Below are 23,056 nucleotides of genomic sequence, written 5' to 3'. Positions count from 1 at the left end.
TTGAAAACTTTTAAAGTCCAAATAAAAAAGAAGCTGTATTTTTAATAGAAATACAGCTTTTTTTTATTTTTGATGTATATTTGGTCAAATTAGCCTGTTTATGCCCCGAATACGGATTCTTTTGCTGCTACTGCTGGTATGTCTGAATTGTTTTGCCAATTCAGCCATTGTGCAATCTGAAACGGTGCCGGAGGCAAAGATTAATAAACTTGTAGAGGAAGCCTGGGGAGACTACAGGAAATCAAATTTTGAAAAGTCACTCATCACCTCTCGAATAGCATTAAACTATGCTACAGCTGCTAAGAATAATAATTTAATAGCAAAATCGTATAAAATAATTGCCGGGAATTACAATGAATTGTCGGAATTTGATAAAGCTATTTTTTTCTATAAAAAAGGATTGTTTTACGCCGGTAAAACCAATAACGATTCCTTAAAATACAGTCTTCATAATAATCTTGGTAATATTTATTGTTTCGAGAAAAAACAGTTCAACCGGGGAATTAATTATTACAAAAAATCCATAGCCTACAGTTTAAAATTAAACGAGATGGGGCAAGTATATTTTACAAATGTAAATATTGCCTGGGCTTATTTTGATATAGGAAAATTTAAAGAAGGATATCCGTTTCTAAAATTTGTAAACAGCAATAAGAGTAAATATGGTGACGAGTCTACAGAGATCGTTGTAAACATGCTAAACGGGATGTATTATAGTTACCATAATGATTATGAGTTGGCCAATGTTTTCTTTCTCAAAGCAATTCAGGCGGGTAAAAACAGTGACGAGCGATCGGATTTGTCATATTCACATCAGGAATATTCTAAGTTTTTAAATAAGATAGGGAAGTATGAAGAGGCTTATGTGAATCTGGCTTCATATAATAAAATAACGGAAGAATTGTACAATGAGGAAAAACTCAAAAAAGCCTCTATTGCCGGTTTTAATTTAGAATTAGACGAATACAAAAGGCAGATTGATAAGATAGAAAGTGAGAAAGATTCACAGTATCAAAGTCTTAAAAAGTCAAGGATTATTGTGATTTTATTTGTTCTGATTTCACTGATTCTTTTGGTTCTCATTATCACTCTGATTAAAAACATCAGGTTTAAGAAAAAACACAATGCAGAGCTTTTAGAAGCCAAAGAAATTGCAGAGGAAGCCTCACTTCTTAAAAGTCAATTTATTTCGACTATAAGCCATGAGTTGCGTACACCATTGTACGGTGTGGTTGGAATCACCAATATGCTGCTGGAAGAACACAAAGAACTGTCCAGAAGCCAGCATTTGAGTTCGTTAAAATTTTCGGCCCGTTATTTATTATCCTTGGTAAATGACATTCTTCAGATTAATAAAATTGAGGAGAATAAAGTGGTATTGGAGAATTTGACATTCAATATTTCCGATGAGATCATGATGATTAAGAATTCGCTGTCTTTTTTATCGCAAAAAAACAATGATAAAATCACGGTTTCTATTGATCCCTGCATTCCCGAGTACCTTATTGGAGATAAGTTGCGACTTGCTCAGGTTTTAATGAATCTGGTGAGTAATGCGCTTAAATTTACAAAAGATGGTGAAGTTGAAATTATCGTAAAACTTAATCGCTTTGAAGGAAAGATGTATTTTCTGGATTTTTGGGTAAAAGATAACGGGGTGGGAATCGCAGCTGTAGACCAGGATAAAATTTTTGAGAAATTCGTACAGGTTGGAAGAAAAGATGAAGATTATCAGGGAACTGGCTTAGGATTGAGTATTGTAAAACGATTGTTGGGGCTTTTTGGCAGCACAATTGATTTGAAAAGCGAATTAGGCTTTGGGACTTCATTTTCATTTACCATTCCGTTTGAATTCGATCCTCAAAAAACAAAACTGATTATTGAAGAAATAGAGGTTGATCTGAGTTCAAATGAGGTGTTTAAGATTCTAATTGTAGAAGATAATCTCATCAATCAGCTGGTCACGAAAAAAATCATCGAAAAACACAATTATGTCTGCAAAGTTGTTGATGATGGTTTTGCGGCTTTAAAAATGTTGGAGAGCGAAAATTTTGACCTGATTTTAATGGATATCAACATGCCTTTGATGAATGGTTTTGAAACTACAAGAAGGATTCGTTCAAAAGGGCTTAAAACGCCCATTATAGCGCTTACTGCTTTTGATAAAGACGAGATTACAGATGAAGCGATTTCTTCAGGAATAAATGATATTATTATCAAGCCGTTTGAACCGGTACGCCTTTTTAAGATAATGAATTACTTAATATTGGAAACGAAAAACGCCGGTTAGTACCAGCGTTTTTTATTTTGTTTAGAAGCATTTGATTTTCTCGATTTATGAGCACCACCGCTTCGGTTTGAGTTTTTAGGTTTTTCATCCGTCGCTCCCGGGCTTCCTGAGTGCCATGGGTAAGGATGATTGGTAATGGTTTTTACCTCTACTTTAATAAGTTTCTGAATGTCTTTCCAGTAAGGCTGTTCGTCTTTACCACAAAACGAAATAGCAATTCCGCCATTTCCGGCACGCCCCGTACGTCCAATCCTATGCACATAAGTCTCCGGAATGTTGGGTAAATCAAAATTGATAACAAAAGGCAATTGGTCAATATCGATTCCTCTTGCAGCAATATCGGTCGCAACAAGAACGCCAACTTCTTTGTTTTTAAACGCATCTAAAACACGCTGTCTGGCATTTTGAGATTTATCTCCGTGAATAGCCTCGGCAGGAATGTCTTTTTTACGAAGCGCCTTTACCACATTGTCAGCACCATGTTTGGTTCTTGAAAAAACCAGAACATTAGACAGATTTTCATTTTTGATTAAATGATACAATAAATTTCTTTTCTCTGTTTTTTCTACAAAGTAAATGCGCTGCTCAACCGTTTCTGCCGTTGATGAAACAGGTGAAACTTCTACCTTTTCGGGATCTTTCAAAAACATTTCAGCCAGTTCGCGAATGGCAATCGGCATAGTAGCAGAGAACAATAAAGTCTGCCTGTTTTTAGGAGTCAGTTTTACAATTTTTTTGACATCATTGATAAAACCCATGTCCAGCATTTGGTCAGCTTCATCCAGAACCAAAGTGTGTAAATGATCGAGATCCAGGAATCCTTGTTTGTGTAAATCAAGTAAACGGCCCGGGGTTGCAACTAAAATGTCAACTCCATTTTTTAGGGCATCTACCTGAGGATTTTGTGAAACCCCTCCAAAAATGGTCAATTGTGTTAAGTTGGTATATTTGGCATAAGTGTCAAAACTTTGGCCAATTTGAACCGCTAATTCACGTGTAGGAGTAACTATAAGGGCACGGACTTGTTTGGCCTTTTTAGAAGAACCAACAATTCGGTGTAATTGATGTATAATTGGAATAGCAAATGCTGCTGTTTTTCCAGTACCGGTTTGTGCACAGCCAATTAAATCTCTTCCTGACAAAACGATCGGGATCGATTGTTCCTGAATAGGAGTAGGATTTAAGTAACCTTCTTCAAATACGGCTTTTTGTATACTTTTTGAGAGTGACAGATCTTCGAATAACATATCTTGACTTATTAAGGATTTAGTTTTAAGTACTAAAATTCAGTGCAAAGATAGGTTTATTCGTTTAATCCTTTATTTGAATATTGCTTTATTTGGCAAACGCCTATTTTTTTGATTAGTAAAGTTTCTGTTGGGATTAGATTTTTTCGTTATTCGCTTTAATAAAATCTGTTACTAAATAGCCTATTAGCTTGCCAATTAAATTGTTGTTCGGAGAATCGGCCAGATCCGGCGCGCCCTCACAAATATGCAGATACGTCGCATTTTTATGTTGTCCGAAAAAGGAAATAAACTGACGTACTTGTTCTACCGAAAAACCGCTGATGGTCATCGCGCTGCTGGCAATGTTCGGAAGAGCATCCAAATCGATTTCGATTCCGAAAGAATCTGTTCTGATGAATTCTAGAGCCAGAGCCATTTCTCTGTCAAAATCTTTTTCCCTGCGGATGCTGACGCTGTCGTACGTATTATAGCGAACGCGGTCTTCCAGTTTTTTGATGATGTCTAAAACGCTTTTAGAAGTATAGTTTTCATGCAGACCAAAAATGAAGTATTTTTTTAAGAAACCTTCTTCATAGGCATACGAAAAACCGTTGCCGCTATGACGTCCTTCAAGGATTCTAAAATCAGAATGCGCATCGAAATTGATAGCGTTAATAGGTTTTCCCTTGGCCAAAGCCGATCCTTTTATATTTCCGTAAGCATTGTTATGTCCGCCTCCAATAATAATAGGTGTTTTTCCTGCTTTTATAAGAGTAAAGATAATGTGTGAAACTTCTTTGTCTATTTTTTCGACTAATTGACTAAGTTTTGACCGGTCGTCGATATCGTTGAAATCAAGATTTTCAACATCGCGCATTTCCGCAGCAACGTCCAATTGTCCTAAAACAATAATCTGACTGCCTTTAGAAAAACGATTGTGCTGAATGTTAGCAATGCTTTTCATAGCGCTTTCCCATGCCGATGCTGCTCCCGGTCTGCCGTAATTGGCACGCACGCCAATATCTTCCGGAATTCCGAAAAGGACATATTTAGCTTCGCTCTCTTTTAGAAACTGAATCTTATCAACTCCTTTAGGGATGACGATCATTTTCTCTCCGAATTTTATTTCACCACTTCTGTGATTGGTAATTTTTGCTAAATCGTTAACAGTAAAAGGAATTAGTTTCTCCATGAAAAAAAAAATTTTTCAAAAATACTATAATTGTAGAAACTTACGTTAATACCTTTATATTAATTCTTAAATTTGTTTTAAAGAAAATTTTTTAAATATGGAAAACCCAAAGAACAACAACTCAAGTCTAAAGGCGGTAATCGCAGTTTTAGCAGTCCTACTGATTGGTAGCTTAGTGTATATTTTTAAATTATCATCTGATACAGATGTAGTTAAGACTGAACTTACAACGACAATGACAGAAAAAGAATCTGTTATGAAAGATTTACAGGAGTTAAAAGCAACTTACGATGCTGCAATTGCTGAGAATACTTCAATGTCTGATGAGTTAATTCAGGAAAGAGATAAAGTAGTCGCTCTAATGGATGATTTAAATAAATCTAAAGGAGATGTATCTAAGTACAGATCACAAGTTCAGGCAATGCAAGGTAAAATGAAAACTTTAGTTGCTGAAAACGATGAGTTGAAAAAACAAAATGGTGTTTTAACAGTTCAAAGAGACAGTACAATTGTAGTTTTAGGAGAGTCTAAGAAATACAATGAAGTTTTGGTTGGTCAAAACGAAGAATTGGCTAAAACAGTTGAAAAAGGAGCTAAATTATCAGTATTGAATACTAAAACAATTGCTTACAAAGTAAGAAGTTCTGGTAAACAAATTGAAACTGATAAAGCAAGCCGTGCTGATGTATTGAAAGTAAGCTTTACAATTGCTGAAAATCAAATCGCAAAATCAGGAGATAAAACGTACTATGTTCAGGTTATTGACTCTAAAAACAATGTTTTAGGAGAAAAGAGAACAGAAAGTTTTGGAGACAATACTTTAACGTACAGTTTTAAAACTACTGTTAAATATGAAAATAAAACAGTAAACGTTTCAGAGGATTTAATTGGTAAAGATTTCGAAAAAGGAACTTACTTTATTAACGTTTTTGACAATGACGAATTAGTTTCTAAAACTAGTTTCACTTTAAGATAATACGCCGTCTAGGACAAATACCACTAAAAGTAAAAAAGGTCTGTGATTTTTCACAGACCTTTTTTTTATGTTTTACTATTTTAGAATTTTTCCTTCCAAAAAAACACTTTCGATAAGATTGCTTCCAAAAGCGTAAGGAATCTGATAGTAAGAGGAAACGGGTTTTGTAAGGATCAGATTGGCTTTTTTACCTTTGGTGATACTTCCGTGTGTTTCAGAAATTCCCATTGCGTACGCGCCATTTATGGTAGCAGCATTTATAGCTTCTTCAGGAGTCATTTTCATTTTAATACAAGCCGTTGCAACCACGAAATTCATGTTTCCGGATGGAGTAGAACCGGGGTTAAAGTCTGTAGCCAGGGCAATTGGCAGGCCTGCTTTTATCATTTCACGAGCCGGAGTGTAAGGAATACTTAAAAAATAAGAACAGGACGGTAACGCAACAGGCATTGTTTCTGTGTTTTTTAAAGCCTCAATGTCTTCCGGGTTCATAATTTCAAGATGATCCACTGAAAGGGCGTTGTATTTGATTCCGGCCTGTATTCCGCCAATAGAATTGAATTGGTTGACATGAATTTTTGGTTTCAGTCCATATTGTATTCCGGCTTCCATGATTTTTTCTGTTTCTTCAACAGAGAAATAACCAGTTTCACAAAAGGCATCCACATAATCGGCCAGTTTGTTTTGGGCAATCTCAGGCAGCATTTTAGTGATGATTTCATCAATATAACCCGCTTTGTTTTCTTTGTAATGCAAAGGGAAGGCGTGTGCTCCTAAAAACGTTGCTTTTATGGCAATGGGATAATTCTGGGCTAATTTTTGAATTACGCGAAGCATTTTAAGTTCACCCTCGATAGTTAGTCCGTACCCTGATTTAATTTCTACAGCTCCGGTTCCCAAATGCATGACTTCTTCTAAACGAAGTTTCGACTGCTCGTAGATTTCTTCTTCAGTAGTTTCATTGAGTTTTTTAGCCGAATTTAGAATACCACCGCCACGATTGGCAATTTCTTCATATGAAAACCCATTGATACGGTCTACAAATTCCTGCTCGCGATTTCCTGCGTATACAATGTGTGTATGACTGTCGCACCAGGTAGGCAATATAACTCGTCCTGTCGCATCGATTGTCAGATCGGCATTGGTTTCTGGAAGATTTTCCATCAGGCCGTAATCCTGAATAAGATCGTCTTTTAGAATTAAATAGGCATTTTTCAGTGTCGGAAGTATGGCCATTTCTGTTCCTGATACTTTGGCTATTGAAGTTTCGCGAACCTGAAGCAGTTCTTTTATGTTGGTTATAAGAGTTGTCATTATTTTGAGGTATAAAGTAAAAAGCACAAATTTCACAATTATCACACAATAGATTAGTGAAATTAGTGAAATCTGTGTTTGAAAATTTGTTCTTAATTGTCTTATTCTGAAACGGTTATTTCGAACATTTTGCTCCAGTTTTTACCGGTAACAAAAATAGTTTTAGTTTTTGGGTTGTAAGCAATTCCGTTTAAAACATCATCTTTAGTTACATCAGTCATAAGTTTGCGTAATCCTGACATGTCCAGAATTCCTTCAACGGCTCCGGAAACAGGGTTTACAACAGCAATAGCATCCTTAAACCAAACGTTGGTATAGATTTTTCCGTTAATCCACTCCAATTCATTAATGGCTTTAATTTTTGAAGTTCCCGAGTATACGTTGATGTAATCTATCATTTTTTGCGTTGCAGGATCCATTTTCCAGATTTTCTCGGTTTTGTCCGTTTGATAAATGTATTTCCCGTCATTCGTCATTCCCCAGCCTTCGATATCTTTCTCGTACGCAAAGGTTTTTTCCAGTTTTAAAGTGTTGGCATTGTAGATGAAACCTGTTTTGTTTTGCCAGGTCAGCTGAAATAATTTGCCGTTGATGAACGTAATTCCTTCACCAAAGTATTTTTTATCTAAGTCAATTTGCTTGAAAACTTTTCCGGTTTTATAATCGTATTTTCTTAAGTAAGAAGCTCCTTCCTGACCGGTGCTTTCGTATAAAGTGTCTTTGTAGAACTCTAATCCTTCAGTAAAAGATTGTTTGTCGTGTGGATAGGTGTTGATTATTTTATATTTTAATAATTTAGGTTCGATATTAGAAACCAGTTCCACACGTTTAGTAGCATCTGAGGAATCTGAACCAAAATAAACGGTAGCTTTTAGGTACTGATACCCTAATCTTTGTTCTTTTAATTCAAATTTGAATTTTTCCGCACCTTTAGTGCTTCCCACTTTTTTATCGTTTACAAAGTAAGCAATGCTGTCGATTTCTTTCGAATTTGGGTTCAAAACACCGATCGAAATGGCTTCCTGAGGTAAAAAATGTGCCGGAAAAGCCGAATCATCGATAGTAAACAAAGAATTTTCACCTTTTTTTGTATCTCCACATCCAATTAATGTGATTCCTAATAAAATGACAGTTAGGAAGTTATAATTTTTCATAGTTTAAAATTTGAATAAGCCAATATACGATGATATTTTTATAGCAACAAAGGTCTTGCAAAAATATAAAAAGATTGTATATTTGCACCGGCAAGTCCTACACGACCAGCTCCTGCAGACTCCCCCAGGATGGGAACATAGCAAGGGTACGTGGTTGAGCGGTGCGATGTAGGTCGCTTGCCATTTTTTTTTTTTTTTTTTTAGTTCCCGATCTTTCGGGATTTTTTTTAGAATTAATTTAAAAGTAGTCTTCCTTATGGAGGATTTTTTTATTTTTGACCCTTTTGAAAGTTAAAGTTAAGTGATGGAAATTAAAAATTTCTCCACATAACCCATAACTCATAACTCAAAACTTAAATAATGAGTAAAGTTGTTTTAATTACCGGCGGATCTTCAGGAATTGGAAAGTCAATTGGAGAGTATTTACATCAAAAAGGTTTCGTGGTATACGGAACGAGCCGAAATCCTGAAAAGGTACAGAGCTCTGTTTTTCCTTTGGTTGCTTTGGACGTTCGTAATGCGGAATCTATACAGTTGGCAGTGGCTCAGATTATTGCAGCATCCGGAAGACTGGATGTTGTTATTAATAATGCCGGGGTTGGAATTACCGGACCTTTAGAGGAGATTCCGACGGAGGAAATCAAGAATAATTTTGAAACCAATTTTTTCGGACCAATTGAAGTGATGAAAGCGGTTTTGCCTCAAATGCGAGAGCAAAAATCGGGTTTGATTATCAATATTACTTCGATTGCAGGTTATATGGGATTGCCGTATCGCAGTGTGTATTCGGCTTCAAAAGGGGCTTTAGAATTAATTACAGAGGCCTTGCGTATGGAAGTAAAATCGTTTGGAATTGAAATTACGAATGTGGCGCCGGGTGATTTTGCTACAAATATTGCAGCAGGTCGTTATCATGCACCGGTGGTAAAAGGCTCGGCTTACGAAAAAGTGTATGGCGATATTCTTGCAACGATGAACGAACATGTTGACGCAGGTGGAAATCCAAATGAAATGGCTGAAGCTGTTTATAAAATCATCCAAAAAGAAAAACCAAAAGTACATTATAAAGTAGGGGCTTTTATGCAGAAGTTCTCCATTGTTTTAAAACGTGCATTACCGGATAAAGTTTATGAAAAAATGCTGATGAATCATTATAAGTTGTAATTTTGCACGAAATTTTTAAACACACAATTAAATATAAATAGATTATGAAATTTTTTATTGACACGGCTAATTTAGCTCAGATTAAAGAAGCACAGGCTTTAGGAGTTTTGGATGGTGTAACCACTAACCCATCATTGATGGCTAAAGAAGGAATTACCGGAAAAAACAACATTTTGAAGCACTATGTTGACATCTGTAATTTGGTTGAAGGAGATGTAAGTGCTGAAGTGAATGCGCTGGATTTTGACGGTATGGTTAAGGAAGGTGAGGAGCTGGCTGAATTACATGACCAAATCGTGGTAAAATTGCCTATGACGAAAGAAGGTGTTATGGCGGCAAAATATTTTTCTGATAAAGGAATTAAAACGAATGTAACTCTTGTGTTTTCAGTAGGACAAGCTATTTTGGCTGCAAAAGCTGGAGCAACTTATGTGTCTCCATTTGTAGGTCGTTTAGATGATGTTTCAACTGACGGATTGAATTTAATCGAAGAGATTAGATTGGTATATGATAACTACGGTTACGAAACTCAAATTTTAGCAGCTTCTGTGCGTCACACGATGCACATTGTAAATTGTGCTAAGATTGGTGCTGATGTTATGACTGGGCCTCTTTCTGCAATTTACGGATTGTTGAAACACCCATTAACAGATATTGGATTGGCTCAGTTTGTAGCTGATTTCGAAAAAGGAAACAAGTAGTGTAGTCCTTAGTTAATAAAAACGTAAAAGCGCCATTTTTCAATAGAAAGATGGCGTTTTTTTTATTTTTATATATCCGACAGATTTTTGAAACCTGTCGGGTTTGTTGTGATTATAGGAAAGTAGTATTAAAAAAAAATCTCAAATTCCAAATTCCAAACTTTTAGTGAGCGTTTGGAATTTGGAATTTGAGATTTGGAATTTAAAATTTTACCCGGTTTAGTGACCTCCGCCTCCGCCTTCAACGTGGTTGATCCCTTGTCTTTTTAAAATTTTAGGGCAATAGAAGCCATAAAATCCTAAATAAGCAAAACCTAAAAGAGGAACGATGTAGGAGAAGTGTGTCCATGTGATTCCGAAAATTCCGTTTGGACTTGTAAGGTCGATATCGCAGATGCTTCCCTGAATTAAAGGGATAACTCCTCCACCAAGAATCATCATGATTAAGAATGAAGATGCTTTTCCGGTGTTTTTACCTAAGCCGGCAATCGCTAAATCAAAGATAGACGGCCACATGATAGATAAGAATAAACCTCCGGAAATGAAGAAGAATTTAGCAATTTGCGGATCAGGGTAAACCAATCCTGCAAACATCATTAATACTCCTGAAATTCCGAAAAGCATTAATGTTTTACCTGCATTTTTACCTCCAACAAAACTTACTGCTATAAATAATAAGATCCAGATTGGGTAAATGTAAAAAGAAGAAACATCGTGTGCAGCAAAAAGGTTAGCACCAATGATTACTCCAAATGCCAAAGCAGGAACGATAAATTTAAGTGCTGTATTTACTAAGTTTGAAGTGTTGAAAACGTTAACACCACCATTCCATCGGCCAATCATTAAACTTCCCCAGTAAAGGGCAATAAACGGGGCGATAGCATCTTCCAGGATGTTTCCAAATTCATGTGTATGTAATAAGGCAGGAAGGTTACTGATAATGGTTACCTCTGTACCTACGTAGATAAAGATTCCTAACATTCCTAAATAAAGCTGCGGGTAGTCTAGTATGTTGAATTTTTCGTGAGCTACTTTAATTTCTTCTTCATCCTCTTTTGCAGGGTCTTCAATTTTAGAGAAGTTCATGAAAACGGCTACGATGATAAAAGCAAGTCCAAGAATAATAAAAGGCAGTTTAATGTCCTCTAAAGAAAGAGCTGTCTTTTTGTTATCTCCCATTCCGAATAAAGCGATTCCCAGTAAGATAGCGCCAATTGTAGTTCCGAAAGAGTTAATTCCACCCGCTAAAGTCAAACGGTGAGCACCTGTTGCAGGGCTTCCCATTTTAATGGCAAGAGGATTGGCAACAATTTGCTGGATAGAAAATCCTAATCCTACCGTAAATAAAGCGGTTAAGAAGAAAGGGAAGCTTTCCATTGTTGCAGCGGGAATGAATAAAAATGATCCAACGGCAGATAGGAGTAAACCGGCAGAAAGTGTTTTTTTGTATCCAAATTTTTGTAAAACATCTAATTTTAAGGACACCAAAAAGAAAATCAAGGAACCGACGAAGTATGCTGCATAAAAGGCCCAGGCTACTAATTGTGATTGTACTTGCGATAAGGTGAATACTTTCTTGAAAACAGGAATCAGGATGTCATTGGCAGAACCAACAAAACCCCAAAAGAAGAAAACAATTATCAACGAGATAAACTGTCCCCATTTGGTTTGAACATTTTCTGAACTCATAATTTAAGAGGTTAATTTTTTATTTTATTGTTTTTTGAAGACCGTAAATATATTTGTTAAGAGTATCAAAAAAAAATAAAAACCCACAAATAATGTTAAATTTAAACCAACGACATTATTTTTTCAACAATGTGTTAGTTTTTACTGAGTTACAAAAACGATTTAGGAAGCTGAATTTATTCCAGAATTTTGTTTTTTACTTCTTTGCTGTAATTTCTTCCAATTGGAATGGTGTAGGATTGTATTTGAATACGATTACCCTCTATAGATTTTACTTTGTTGAGTGCAATTACGTATGATTTGTGAATGCGCAGGAATCGATCAGCCGGTAATTCTTCAGATAAAGAAGTTAGAGATTTGTGTGTAATGTAGGTTTTGTCGGAAGTCACCACTTTTATATATTCTTTCATGCCTTCAACAAACAGAATTTCTTCAATATTAATTTTCATCATTTTTTTATCGACTTTAATAAAAATATGAGAGTCTCCTTTTACGGTTTCGACTTTAATATTGTTTTTCAGGTTGTATTCTGTGGTGATTTTATTAATGCATTTTATGAATCTTGGAAGCGGGATAGGTTTTACTAAATAATCCAGAACATCCAGATCGTAACTTTCGGCGGCAAATTCTCTAAAAGCGGTTGTGATGATCACTTTGGTTTTGTTTTCGATTAAACTAATAAGTTCGAACCCTGTCATCATAGGCATGTTAATGTCTAAGAATACAGCATCGACAGTGGTACTGTTTATAAAATCAAGCGCTTCCAAAGAATTATTAAATGTGCCGATTACTTCAAAATCTGTAAAATTGGTAAAATAATTTTGCAGGACTTTGATTGCTAAAGGCTCATCATCAACCAACACGCATTTAATTTTCATTATTAAGAGGTATTTGCAAACGGATTATATAGTAATTTAATTTGATTGTGTTTTTTAGACTAAAATCGTTCTTGTAAATCAGTTTTAATCTTTTTTTGGTATTCGCCAGGCCAATACCACCTTTCGAGTTAAGATTTTGTGAAATTACAAAATTATTTAAGATTTCAAAGTCTAACATTTTATTGTCGATAACTTTACAATTGATTTTGATTTTTATATTGTTGTTATTGACTCCGCCATGTTTAAAGGCATTTTCTACCAATGAAATAAAGATCAGCGGAGGTACTACAATATCTTCGATATTCGATTCCAGATTGATCGTAACTTCTACATTTTCAAACCGTAACTTCTCGATTTCGATATAATTTTGTATGTAATCAATTTCTTTGATTAAGGGAACAGATTTGGTTCCTTTGACATCATATAAAACATACTCCATCAAATTAGACAGTTTTAAGATTACGTCCGGAACTTTATTTGAAGATTCAAGCGACAAAGCATATAAGTTATTCAGCGTATTAAAAAAGAAATGAGGCTGAATTTGATTCTCCAGATATTTTAGTTTGATCTTAAACTGATTTTCTCTTAATGATCGGTTTCTTTCACGTTCTCGCAACCAGGTTAGTGTAAGGTAAACAGAAGACGCCATGGCAACAACGTACAATTCTCCAATGCAGACTGCCAGTACGTGGTTAATGTCGAAGGTGTGATATTCACGGTTCGCTTCCGGCCAAATATTTTCGGATATAATATAATAGGTAAGACCGGTTTTTATTAAGTAGACCCCCAATAGGCTTGCAACCATCATAAAGGTGTACTGAATGTATTTTTGTTTTAGCACCAAACGAGGAACCAATACAAATAAATTAAAATAGACTAATGGAATGTGTAAAGAGAATTCTATCAGGTTTGATTTGAATGAATAGGAGTAGTCATTAAAGTAGGCTCCCCATCTTAAAAAGTTAAGAGTAAAATAGCAGCTCCAAAACCAAACATGATTTTTAAGTTTAATGTCAAATTTCAATTTTCGTATTTCGTTCAACTTCTGATTACTAGTTTATAGGGATTTTCTTTAGCTTAAATATGATGCAACTTTAAACAATTACTTTTTAAAACGCAATTCTTTTAAATAAAATTTTATGAAAAAAGAGATGTGTTGAGCTTTTCTAATGAGATAACGTTTTCGTAAAGCATATTGTGAAGTATGGGTTAAAGTTTGATCATAAATGCCCTTAAGATGTTAATGATTATTAAATGATTGTTTAATAAAAGTGATTTTTTTTGTAGTAAATATTTATTTTGTTGTAAAATTTTACCAGAAAATGGCTAGAAAACGTTTTCGAATAGCATATTATTGATTGTTTTATGTCGTTGGTTTAAAATTTAATGTTGTTTGTATAAATTATTTTTTTTAACAATCCCTTAAGAATAATTTTACCCTATAACTAACAAAATAAATTAACATGAAAAAAATTTTCTTAATCTTTATGATTGTTTTTACGGCGCAAGTTTCGCTTGCTCAGGTAAAAAGCATTAAAGGTGTGATTACAGATTCTGATGGAATGCCATTGCCAGGGGCTTCCGTTGCAGTACAAGGAGGTCAAAAGGGAACTACTTCCGATTTTGACGGAGTGTACTCAATTGAAGTTCAAAAAGGACAGACTTTAGTTTTTACTTATGTTGGACTTGAAACACAATCAATTGTTGTAGGTGATGCTGCTACAATTAATGTTAAAATGCTACAAGCAGCGTCAAATGCACTTACAGAAGTTGTTGTAACTTCATTAGGTATCAAGAAAACAAGAAAATCTTTAACTTATGCGGCTCAGGAACTTAAAGGGGAAGAGCTAACACGTGTAAGAGACGCGAACGTTATCAATACAATTGCAGGTAAAATTGCGGGTGTTGCTGTAACAAAAAGTTCTGCCGGTACAGGTGGTTCTACAAAAGTAGATATTCGTGGAAGCTCTTCAGCAACAAACAATCAGCCTTTGTATGTTATTGATGGTATTCCAATGTTAAACTCTGGTTCAGGTCAGCCAAATGATACTTTTGGTAGTTTGAATGGTGGTAACCGTGATGGTGGAGATGTTGTATCTTTAATTAACCCGGACGATTACGATGGTATGACGGTTTTAAAAGGAGCAGCGGCTTCTGTATTATATGGATCGCAAGGAGCAAATGGAGTAATTTTACTTTCGTCTAAAAAAGGAAAAGTTGGACAGTCAAGTTTTTCAGGTTCGTCTGTAACTACTTTTGAATCGGCTGCTTATTTGCCAAAGTTTCAAAAAGATTATGCTGCAAGAACAGGGGAAGATGAGTCTTGGGGAACGAAACAAAACATAAAAGATCATGTTAAAGATTTCTTTCAAACCGGAGTTACTCAAATTACATCTGTAGGATATTCTGCAGCAACTGAAAATTCTTCTACAGCATTGACTTATGCTAATACATCAGGATCGGGGATTATTCCAGGTAACGGAATTAAGAGAAATAACTTTGGAATTCGTCAAACTGCAAAGTTTTTTGATAACAAACTTACAGTGGGTGTAACTGGAAATTATACTACACAATCAATTGCAAATAAACCGGTAAATGGTCTTTACTTTAATCCACTTACAGGAGTTTATTTAATGCCAAGAGGAAATGATTTCAATTATTATAAAAATAATTATGAAGTTTTTAATCCGACTAGAAATTTAATGGCTCAAAATTGGATGACGAACAGAGATATTATGCAAAACCCATATTGGGCTATTAACAGAAATAAATCTGAAGACACAAACACTTTCTTCAACGGAGCAATTTCGGCTTCGTACAAAGCAAATGAATGGTTAACAATTGCTTCAAGATATAGTTATAACAGAGTTGACAGTGGATTTGAAAAGAGAATTTTTGCTACTACTCAAGGAACACTTTCTCACGCTAATGGTAGATACATTAGTAATGATGCTGTAAGTACGCAGCGTTATGGAGATTTAATTGCTACGATCAATACAAAATTTAGTGATGATTTTTCATTTAATGCTAATATTGGTACAAGTATTACGAATACGATGACGAATGACAGAACAATTTTAGATTCTGGAATTGGTGCCGGATTAAAAATAACGAACTGGTTTACACTTAACAATTTTGTAAACAATACAGGGAATTATCAGACAATCGACTCAAAAAGAGAAATACAGTCTGTATTTGCAGCTACTACATTGGGTTACAAAGACATGTTGTTCTTAGATGTTGCAGCTAGAAATGACTGGTCTTCTACATTAGTGAATACAAATAAAGGATCTTATTTTTACCCGTCTGTAGGTTTAACAGGTATACTTAGTGAGATGTTTAAAATGCCGGAGTCAGTTAGTTTTGCAAAAGTTCGTGCAACTTACGCTCAGGTTGGTAATGATGTTGCTGCTTTTGTTACTACTCCTGTAGATTTATATGTTCCGGGTAATAACAGTACACAACCTCAGGTTGGATTACAAAGAGGAACTACTTTAAAACCAGAGTTGAAATCAGAGTATGAATTTGGTACAGAATGGAGATTCCTTAACAATAGATTTGGTATTGAGCTTTCTTACTATAATTCAACAACAAAAAATCAATATTTCCAATCTGCTGCGCCGGACGGAAGCCCTGAGGGAGTTAGATTTTATGGATTCAATGCCGGAAGTATCGAAAATAAAGGTTTTGAAATTGTAGTAAATGCTGGTATTGTTAAAGGAGATAAATTCTCATGGGATTCATCTGTGAACTTTTCTCAAAATAAAAATAAAGTAAAAGAACTTCCAGCTTCATCTAAAGGAATAGTGAATTTGACTGTTCCTGGAGTTAATAACTACCAATACTCTTTAATTGAAGGAAGACCGTTTGGTGTTATCATGGGGAAAAACATTCTAAAAGATGATCAGGGTAGAATTTTACTAGATAAAGATGGTAAAATTCAAGGTACTGAAGGTTTTACTGAAGTAGGTAATTCAAATCCTGATTTCATGTTAGGTTTCTCTAACACTTTCAAAGTTGGTTCTTTCTTTGCAAATGTTTTAATTGACGGACGTTTTGGTGGTAATGTTATGAGTATGACTGAAGCTCAAAATGATTTCTTCGGAGTTTCTAAAGCAACAGGTGATGCCAGAAACGCAGGAGGAGTTCCGGTAAATGCAATTAAACCAGACGGGACTGTAGTAACAAATATACCTGCTGAGGATTATTATAAAAAAGTTGGAGGTAGAGATGGAATTACAGGCGAATATGTTTATAAAGCGACAAATGTAAGTGTAAGAGAGATTTCTGTAGGATATACTTTCAATCCTAAAAAACTTCCTGTTTTCCAAACAGCTTCTATTTCATTAATTGCAAGAAACTTATTCTTTATATACAAAGACGCTCCTTTTGATCCAAACATTGCATTAAGTACAGGAGAGGGACTACAAGGTATTGATATCTATGGTTTACCTTCTACCAGAAGTATTGGTCTTAATTTAAATGTAACTTTCTAAATTAAAAAAAATGAAACTAAATAACATAAAAAAAACAGCTATCTGTATGTCATTTCTTGCTGCAGTAGGTTGTACAGGTAATTTTGATGAAATTAATACTAACCCTAATGGTTTCAGCAATGATCAATTAAAGGATGACTTTAATGATATCAAAAAAGGATTCGCTCCGATGTTTAACAACATTCAGGTTTTAGGGGATCAGCTTGAATCTCAATATCAATTACAACAGAATCTAAATGCAGATATTTGGTCAGGTTATATGGCTACTCCAACCCCTTTTAGAGGAGGAAGTAACAATACAACTTATGACTTAATTGACGGATGGAACAATGCTATTTGGACAAATGCTTATCCTACCGTAATGTTCAATGCATACGATATTGCGAACAAAACAAAAGGGAAATTTGACCATTTTTATGCACTTTCTCTTATCTTGAAAGTAGAAGGAATGCACCGTGTTACGGACATCTTTGGTCCTATCATCTATTCTCAATATGGTAAAAATGCACCAATTGCTTATGATTCTCAGGAAGAAGTATACAACCAAATGTTTAGCGAGTTGGATTTTGCTGTAGATGAATTAACAAAAAGAGCAGATGCCGGAGAGCCTTTTGTATTTAAAGATGCGGATTTATCAGGTTATGAAGGTAACTATGCTTCTTGGGTTAAATTTGCCAACACTTTACGTTTGAGATTAGCTATGCGTATCGTAAAAGTAAAACCTGCTTTAGCAAAAGCTCAGGCTGAAAAAGCGGTAGCACAAAAATTCGGAGTATTTACAGCTAAAAAAGATGCGTTTAGAATTGTATCACCAACTTTCACAAACCCTATTGCTACCATTAGTGGTTCATGGTTAGACATTAGAATGTCTGCTGATATGGAATCTATTTTAAAAGGATACAACGACCCTAGAATGCCAATTTATTTTGATAAATCAGCTCAATTTACAGGTCAGTATAAAGGAATTCGTACCGGTATTGCCATTGGAGGAAAAGGAGATCGTGAGCGTTTTTCAGGTATTGGAGAAGTGGTTAGATCTAAAACCATTTACTTAGTTACTACTGCTGAGGCTTATTTCTTAAGAGCAGAAGGAGCTTTAAGAGGCTGGAATATGGGAGGTGATGCTAAATCATTATACGAGGCAGGTATTCAGGCATCGTTTGACCAAAGAGAAGCTTCTGGTATTGCTAAATATTTAACAGATAATACTAGTTTGCCTGTAGCATATGTTGATCCTGTTGCTGCTGTAAACAATTCAGCTCCGGTAAATAATATTACTATTGCCTGGGATGATGCAGCTACAAATGAGGTGAAATTGCAAAGAATTATTACTCAAAAATGGATTGCAGGTTTCCCGGAAGGACAAGAGGCCTGGTCTGATTACAGAAGAACAGGATATCCAAAATTATTCCCTGTAGTGGTAAACAATAGTGGAGGAAAAATTTCTACTGCACTTGGAGCCAGAAGAATCAACTTTACTTCAAATGAAGTACTGAATAATAAAGAAGGTGTAGCAACTGGTGTAGCTAAGTTAGGTGGTCCGGATAACGGAGGAACCAGACTTTGGTGGGATGTTAATGCTCCAAATTTCTAAAAAAAATAATCAAAGAATTAAAAGAATTTAAGTTTGGTTAGTAAATGGCGTAAACAGCGCGAGTTGTTTATGCCATTTCATAAACCAAAATTGTAAATGTTATAAAAAGAAAAGAAATGAAAAGTGCTTTAGAAATAAAACCTGATATCAGCTATAAAAGCGCGGGGAAATTTGAAGAGACACGATTTGAGAAAATCCACAATGAAATCTTCAGGAATTCCGCAGAAGCTTCGGTAATTGTAGCACAGGAAATTGCGCAATTAATCCGATCTAAACAAGAAAAGAATAAATCTTGCGTATTAGGTTTAGCCACAGGTTCTTCTCCTATAAAAGTTTATGAAGAGTTGGTGAGAATGTACAGAGAAGAAGGCTTAAGTTTTAGCAATGTAATCACTTTTAATCTGGATGAATATTATCCGATGAGCAAAGAGAACAATCAGAGCTATCATTATTTCATGCATCAGCATCTTTTTAATCATATTGACATCAAACCCGAAAATGTAAATATTCCGGACGGAACCGTTGCCATTGAAGAACTTAATCAATACTGCATCGATTACGAAATGAATATTAAAAATGCAGGAGGACTGGATTTTCAATTATTGGGAATTGGCCGTACGGGTCACGTAGGTTTCAACGAACCTGGATCCCACATCAACTCGGGAACCAGAATCATTACACTGGATCACATTACAAGAGTGGATGCCTCTTCCGATTTTAACGGAATCGATAACGTTCCAAAAAGAGCGATCACTATGGGGGTTTCTACCATCATGAGATCCAAACGAATTGTACTAATGGCCTGGGGACAAAACAAAGCCGATATCATCAAGAGAACCATTCAGGGCGATATCAGTTCTGAAGTTCCGGCTACATTTTTACAAAACCACCCTAATGCGACTTTCGTATTAGACCAGTCAGCAGCTTCAGAATTAACCCGTTTCAAAACGCCTTGGTTAGTAGGAGAATGTATCTGGACGCAAGAATTAAAAAGCAAAGCGATTGTTTGGTTGTGCCAAAAAACAAAACAGTCTATTTTAAAATTAACAGACCGTGATTACAACAACAACGGAATGTCGGATCTTTTGGCGCAGGAAGGTTCTGCTTACGACTTGAACATTAATATGTTTAATGTTTTGCAGCATACCATCACCGGATGGCCGGGTGGAAAACCCAATACCGACGATTCGCATCGTCCAGAAAGAGCCAATCCGGCAAAAAAACGAGTGATTCTTTTTAGTCCACATCCAGATGACGATGTGATTTCTATGGGAGGAACTTTCTCAAAACTGATCAAACAAGGTCATGATGTACATGTGGTATATCAAACCTCCGGAAATATAGCCGTTACAGACGACGAGGCACTTAAATTTGCCGAAGTGGCTAAGGATTTTCTTGGTGATGCTGCCTCGGGAATCAACTTTAAAGCTGTAATTGAATTTTTGAATAACAAATCAGAGAACCAAATTGATTCCCTGGAAGTTCGCAAATTAAAAGGACTTATCCGAAGAAGAGAGTCCTATGCAGCGACCCGATACATTGGTTTAAAAGATGAAAACACCCATTTTTTAGATCTTCCGTTTTATGAAACCGGACAGGTAAAAAAGAATCCATTGGGTCCTGAAGACATTGCTATTGTAAAGGACATCATTGCACAAATCAAACCCCATCAGGTATTTGCAGCGGGAGACTTAGCAGATCCGCACGGTACTCATGAAGTTTGTCTGAATGCGATTTTTGCAGCGATGAAACAACTGAAACCGGAAAAGTACATGGACGACTGCTGGTTGTGGTTGTATCGTGGTGCATGGCACGAATGGGACATTCACGAAATTGATATGGCCGTTCCGCTTTCTCCATCAGAAGTATTGCTTAAACGCCATGCGATTTTGTACCATCAGTCACAGAAAGACCGTGTAATGTTCCAAGGCAATGACTCAAGAGAATTTTGGGTAAGAGCCGAAGACCGCAACAAAAATACTGCCGTCTTATATGACGAACTAGGATTGGCAGAATACGAAGCCATTGAAGCTTTTAAACGTTTTGATTATTAAGAATACCATATAAGATCCGGGTGAGAGTGGATCGCAATGCAAAATTCAGATTGATTTCATTAGGAGTAGTGAGGGTTCAATCGAAATCATTCTGAGTTTTGCTTCTATTATTTATTATTAATGTTGTGTAAAAGCAACATCTTTCCAAAAACAAAAAAAATGAAATATTTATTAGTCCTACTATTAGCGGGTGTAACTGCTAGTGCTCAGATTAAAAAAGAGCAGTTAAATCTTATGCCCTGGCCTCAAAGCGTTGTGTTAAATGATGGTAATTTTGCGTTAAATAAAAATTTTAAAGTAAATATTACCGGAAATCCAAATCCCCGAATTTTTGGTGGAGTAACTCGCTTTTTGCGTCGACTAGATGGTAGAACCGGTATTTTTTTCGAACAAGGATTTATTACCAAATTAAATGAAGTTCCAACAGCTGAGCTTCAAATCAATTGTACCAAGAGTGGAAAAATTGGTTTGTATGAAGATGAAAGTTATCACCTGGATATCAAACCAAACAAAATTACAATCAATGCAACAAGCGATTTAGGGGCACTGCACGGGCTTGAAACCTTATTGCAAATGTTGCAGAATACAAACAACTCCTTTTATTTCCCGGTATCAAAAGTCTCCGATTTTCCAAGATTTACCTGGAGAGGTCTGATGGTCGACGCAGCAAGGCATTTTCAGCCGGTAGATGTGATCAAAAGAAATATTGACGGATTGGCCGCTATGAAAATGAATGTTCTTCACTGGCATTTGGTGGACGATCAGGGTTGGAGAATTGAAATGAAAAAACATCCAAAACTAATCGAAAAAGCTTCGGATGGAATGTATTACACACAAGAGGAAATTAAAAATATCGTAAAATATGCTGATGAGCGCGGTATTTTAATCGTTCCGGAAATAGATGTTCCTGGTCACGCATCTGCAATACTTACCGCTTATCCTGAGATTGGAAGTAAAGTAATCACACTGACAGGAGGAACTTCTGAAAAAAATATTCAGGGAACCGCAATTGCGACCTATGGAATTGAAAGAAATGCGGGGATTTTTTCACCAACATTAGATCCTTCAAATCCTAAAACATACCAATTATTAAGTGAATTATTTGATGAGGTTTGCCCGTTATTTCCAGGCGCTTATTTTCATATCGGAGGAGATGAAAACGAAGGAAAGGACTGGGATGCAAATCCAAAAATTCAGGAGTTTAAAAAGAAAAATAAGTTAACAACCAATCATGAACTGCAGACTTATTTTACCATGCAGTTAATTCCGATGCTTAAAAAACATGGGAAACAGTTAATGGGCTGGGAGGAAATTTTGACTAAAAACATGTCAAAAGATGCCATTATTCATGCCTGGAGAGGTCCTAATGAAGGAGTAGTAGCAGGTCAGTCCTTAATTGAATCCGTAAAAAAAGGATATAAAACTGTAATGTCTAATGGGTATTATATTGATTTAATGTATCCGGTGGCAAGTCATTATTTGAATGACCCTATGCCAAAGGGAGCCAATTTATCCACTGAAGAAAAAGCGAGAGTATTGGGAGGTGAAGCAACAATGTGGACAGAGCTTGTATCTTCAACAACAATTGATTCCAGACTTTGGCCAAGAACAGCTGCAATTGCAGAACGACTTTGGTCAGCCGAAGATATAACCGATTTGGCCAGCATGCGTAAACGTCTTGATGTAGTTTCTTTTAGATTAGAAGAACTGGGATTGACACACATTCGTAATAAGGATGTGATTTTAAGAAATATATCGAACAATCAGAATACAAATTTCGTTGAGGAATTTACAAATGTTTGCGAGCCTTTAAAAGGGTATAAACGAAACAAAGGAGGAACCGAATATCAAATGTACTCTCCGTTAACTCTTTTTGCTGATGCCTGTACACCGGATGCTAAAGATTCTTTGGCTTTTGACGATGCAGTAGCGCAATATTTAGCAAATAAAACTCCGGAGAATAAAGAAAAAGTAACAGCATTTTTAAACAAATGGATTGCTGTAAACAAAGGACTGGTAGAATTAAGTGCAAATGCACCTTTGATACAACACTTTTTACCTCTGTCTAAAAAATTGAATGATGCATCACAAGAACTATTACTTGCTTTAGATAACAAATCAACGTTAAAAGGAGATGATCTGAAAAATTTAATAGAACTATGTAACAGTAAAGACCACGCTGATGTTGAGTTGTCAGTATATGAAAGTCTTAAAAAATTAATTTAAAGATTTGTTTGAGTTAGTATTTAGTATGTTTTTTTACCATGATTATTTAGTAATTCGTTATCTCTGCCATACAGGTTTTTGGCAGAGATAATTATGGTA

General features: G+C 35.6%; 15 protein-coding genes and 1 other RNA gene. 9 read left to right on the top strand and 7 right to left on the bottom strand.

Annotated elements, in window-relative coordinates; genetic code table 11:
* The first annotated feature begins 100 nt into the window (after positions 1-100).
* Positions 101-2,290, top strand: coding sequence for a response regulator (locus BHE19_RS22015; RefSeq protein WP_070908882.1), 2,190 nt, complete (start codon positions 101-103; stop codon positions 2,288-2,290).
* Here BHE19_RS22015 and BHE19_RS22010 read toward each other — a convergent pair.
* Both BHE19_RS22010 and BHE19_RS22005 read right to left on the bottom strand, forming a co-directional pair.
* Complete coding sequence (locus tag BHE19_RS22010; protein ID WP_070908881.1) at positions 2,287-3,537, bottom strand: DEAD/DEAH box helicase; 1,251 nt, start codon at positions 3,535-3,537, stop codon at positions 2,287-2,289. The genes BHE19_RS22015 and BHE19_RS22010 overlap by 4 nt on opposite strands.
* Before the next feature lie 136 nt (positions 3,538-3,673).
* Positions 3,674-4,711, bottom strand: a complete 1,038-nt coding sequence (locus BHE19_RS22005; RefSeq protein ID WP_017497643.1) for a formimidoylglutamase — start codon at positions 4,709-4,711, stop codon at positions 3,674-3,676.
* Between the two features lie 97 nt (positions 4,712-4,808).
* Between BHE19_RS22005 and BHE19_RS22000 the strand changes: the two genes are divergently transcribed.
* A complete protein-coding gene (locus BHE19_RS22000; protein ID WP_017497642.1) occupies positions 4,809-5,687 on the top strand; it encodes a hypothetical protein in 879 nt (292 codons plus the stop codon).
* 75 nt (positions 5,688-5,762) lie between these two features.
* Here the strand turns inward: BHE19_RS22000 and hutI are convergent, their stop codons facing one another.
* Positions 5,763-7,001: an imidazolonepropionase gene (gene hutI, locus BHE19_RS21995; protein ID WP_017497641.1), complete on the bottom strand. Its 1,239-nt coding sequence runs from the start codon at positions 6,999-7,001 to the stop codon at positions 5,763-5,765.
* 101 nt (positions 7,002-7,102) lie between these two features.
* A complete protein-coding gene (locus BHE19_RS21990) occupies positions 7,103-8,155 on the bottom strand; it encodes a glutaminyl-peptide cyclotransferase (RefSeq protein WP_070908880.1) in 1,053 nt (350 codons plus the stop codon).
* A gap of 88 nt (positions 8,156-8,243) precedes the next feature.
* Here BHE19_RS21990 and ffs point away from each other — a divergent pair.
* The 3 genes from ffs to fsa all read left to right on the top strand — a co-directional run bounded on the left by ffs (position 8,244) and on the right by fsa (position 10,020).
* Positions 8,244-8,341, top strand: an RNA gene (ffs, locus tag BHE19_RS21985) — signal recognition particle sRNA small type.
* A gap of 174 nt (positions 8,342-8,515) precedes the next feature.
* A complete protein-coding gene (locus BHE19_RS21980; protein ID WP_070908879.1) occupies positions 8,516-9,319 on the top strand; it encodes an SDR family oxidoreductase in 804 nt (267 codons plus the stop codon).
* Between the two features lie 44 nt (positions 9,320-9,363).
* Positions 9,364-10,020, top strand: a complete 657-nt coding sequence (fsa, locus tag BHE19_RS21975; RefSeq protein ID WP_017497638.1) for a fructose-6-phosphate aldolase — start codon at positions 9,364-9,366, stop codon at positions 10,018-10,020.
* 219 nt (positions 10,021-10,239) lie between these two features.
* Here the strand turns inward: fsa and BHE19_RS21970 are convergent, their stop codons facing one another.
* The 3 genes from BHE19_RS21970 to BHE19_RS21960 form a co-directional block, all read right to left on the bottom strand.
* Positions 10,240-11,709 carry an MFS transporter gene (locus BHE19_RS21970; protein WP_017497636.1) on the bottom strand — a complete coding sequence of 490 codons (1,470 nt, stop codon included), beginning with the start codon at positions 11,707-11,709 and terminating at the stop codon, positions 10,240-10,242.
* A 176-nt stretch (positions 11,710-11,885) separates the two neighbouring features.
* Positions 11,886-12,587 carry a LytR/AlgR family response regulator transcription factor gene (locus BHE19_RS21965; RefSeq protein WP_017497635.1) on the bottom strand — a complete coding sequence of 234 codons (702 nt, stop codon included), beginning with the start codon at positions 12,585-12,587 and terminating at the stop codon, positions 11,886-11,888.
* Positions 12,577-13,629 (bottom strand): sensor histidine kinase, encoded by a 1,053-nt coding sequence (locus tag BHE19_RS21960; RefSeq protein WP_070908878.1) that lies wholly within the window; start codon positions 13,627-13,629, stop codon positions 12,577-12,579. The genes BHE19_RS21965 and BHE19_RS21960 overlap by 11 nt, the downstream gene beginning before the upstream one ends.
* Positions 13,630-14,050: 421 nt before the next feature.
* Between BHE19_RS21960 and BHE19_RS21955 the strand changes: the two genes are divergently transcribed.
* From BHE19_RS21955 to BHE19_RS21940, 4 genes are all read left to right on the top strand, one after another.
* Positions 14,051-17,083 carry a SusC/RagA family TonB-linked outer membrane protein gene (locus BHE19_RS21955; RefSeq protein ID WP_017497633.1) on the top strand — a complete coding sequence of 1,011 codons (3,033 nt, stop codon included), beginning with the start codon at positions 14,051-14,053 and terminating at the stop codon, positions 17,081-17,083.
* A gap of 10 nt (positions 17,084-17,093) precedes the next feature.
* Positions 17,094-18,677 carry a RagB/SusD family nutrient uptake outer membrane protein gene (locus tag BHE19_RS21950; RefSeq protein ID WP_070908877.1) on the top strand — a complete coding sequence of 528 codons (1,584 nt, stop codon included), beginning with the start codon at positions 17,094-17,096 and terminating at the stop codon, positions 18,675-18,677.
* A gap of 116 nt (positions 18,678-18,793) precedes the next feature.
* A complete protein-coding gene (nagB, locus tag BHE19_RS21945; protein ID WP_017497631.1) occupies positions 18,794-20,731 on the top strand; it encodes a glucosamine-6-phosphate deaminase in 1,938 nt (645 codons plus the stop codon).
* Between the two features lie 159 nt (positions 20,732-20,890).
* Positions 20,891-22,957, top strand: coding sequence for a beta-N-acetylhexosaminidase (locus tag BHE19_RS21940; protein WP_070908901.1), 2,067 nt, complete (start codon positions 20,891-20,893; stop codon positions 22,955-22,957).
* The last annotated feature ends 99 nt before the right edge of the window (positions 22,958-23,056 follow it).

The sequence above is a fragment of the Flavobacterium tructae genome (genome assembly GCF_001853485.1).
In the GTDB taxonomy this organism is placed as follows: domain Bacteria; phylum Bacteroidota; class Bacteroidia; order Flavobacteriales; family Flavobacteriaceae; genus Flavobacterium; species Flavobacterium tructae.
This window is presented reverse-complemented; position numbering and strand designations above follow the sequence as displayed.

Bases quoted from the DNA above. Each gene is read 5' to 3' on its own strand.
- BHE19_RS21970 (WP_017497636.1), bottom strand. From the start codon at position 11,709: ATGAGTTCAGAAAATGTTCAAACCAAATGGGGACAGTTTATCTCGTTG.
- BHE19_RS21950 (WP_070908877.1), top strand. From the start codon at position 17,094: ATGAAACTAAATAACATAAAAAAAACAGCTATCTGTATGTCATTTCTT.
- BHE19_RS21940 (WP_070908901.1), top strand. From the start codon at position 20,891: ATGAAATATTTATTAGTCCTACTATTAGCGGGTGTAACTGCTAGTGCT.
- fsa (WP_017497638.1), top strand. From the start codon at position 9,364: ATGAAATTTTTTATTGACACGGCTAATTTAGCTCAGATTAAAGAAGCA.
- BHE19_RS21965 (WP_017497635.1), bottom strand. From the start codon at position 12,587: ATGAAAATTAAATGCGTGTTGGTTGATGATGAGCCTTTAGCAATCAAA.
- BHE19_RS22015 (WP_070908882.1), top strand. From the start codon at position 101: ATGCCCCGAATACGGATTCTTTTGCTGCTACTGCTGGTATGTCTGAAT.
- hutI (WP_017497641.1), bottom strand. From the start codon at position 7,001: ATGACAACTCTTATAACCAACATAAAAGAACTGCTTCAGGTTCGCGAA.
- BHE19_RS21955 (WP_017497633.1), top strand. From the start codon at position 14,051: ATGAAAAAAATTTTCTTAATCTTTATGATTGTTTTTACGGCGCAAGTT.
- BHE19_RS21980 (WP_070908879.1), top strand. From the start codon at position 8,516: ATGAGTAAAGTTGTTTTAATTACCGGCGGATCTTCAGGAATTGGAAAG.
- BHE19_RS21990 (WP_070908880.1), bottom strand. From the start codon at position 8,155: ATGAAAAATTATAACTTCCTAACTGTCATTTTATTAGGAATCACATTA.
- BHE19_RS22000 (WP_017497642.1), top strand. From the start codon at position 4,809: ATGGAAAACCCAAAGAACAACAACTCAAGTCTAAAGGCGGTAATCGCA.
- BHE19_RS22010 (WP_070908881.1), bottom strand. From the start codon at position 3,537: ATGTTATTCGAAGATCTGTCACTCTCAAAAAGTATACAAAAAGCCGTA.
- nagB (WP_017497631.1), top strand. From the start codon at position 18,794: ATGAAAAGTGCTTTAGAAATAAAACCTGATATCAGCTATAAAAGCGCG.
- BHE19_RS22005 (WP_017497643.1), bottom strand. From the start codon at position 4,711: ATGGAGAAACTAATTCCTTTTACTGTTAACGATTTAGCAAAAATTACC.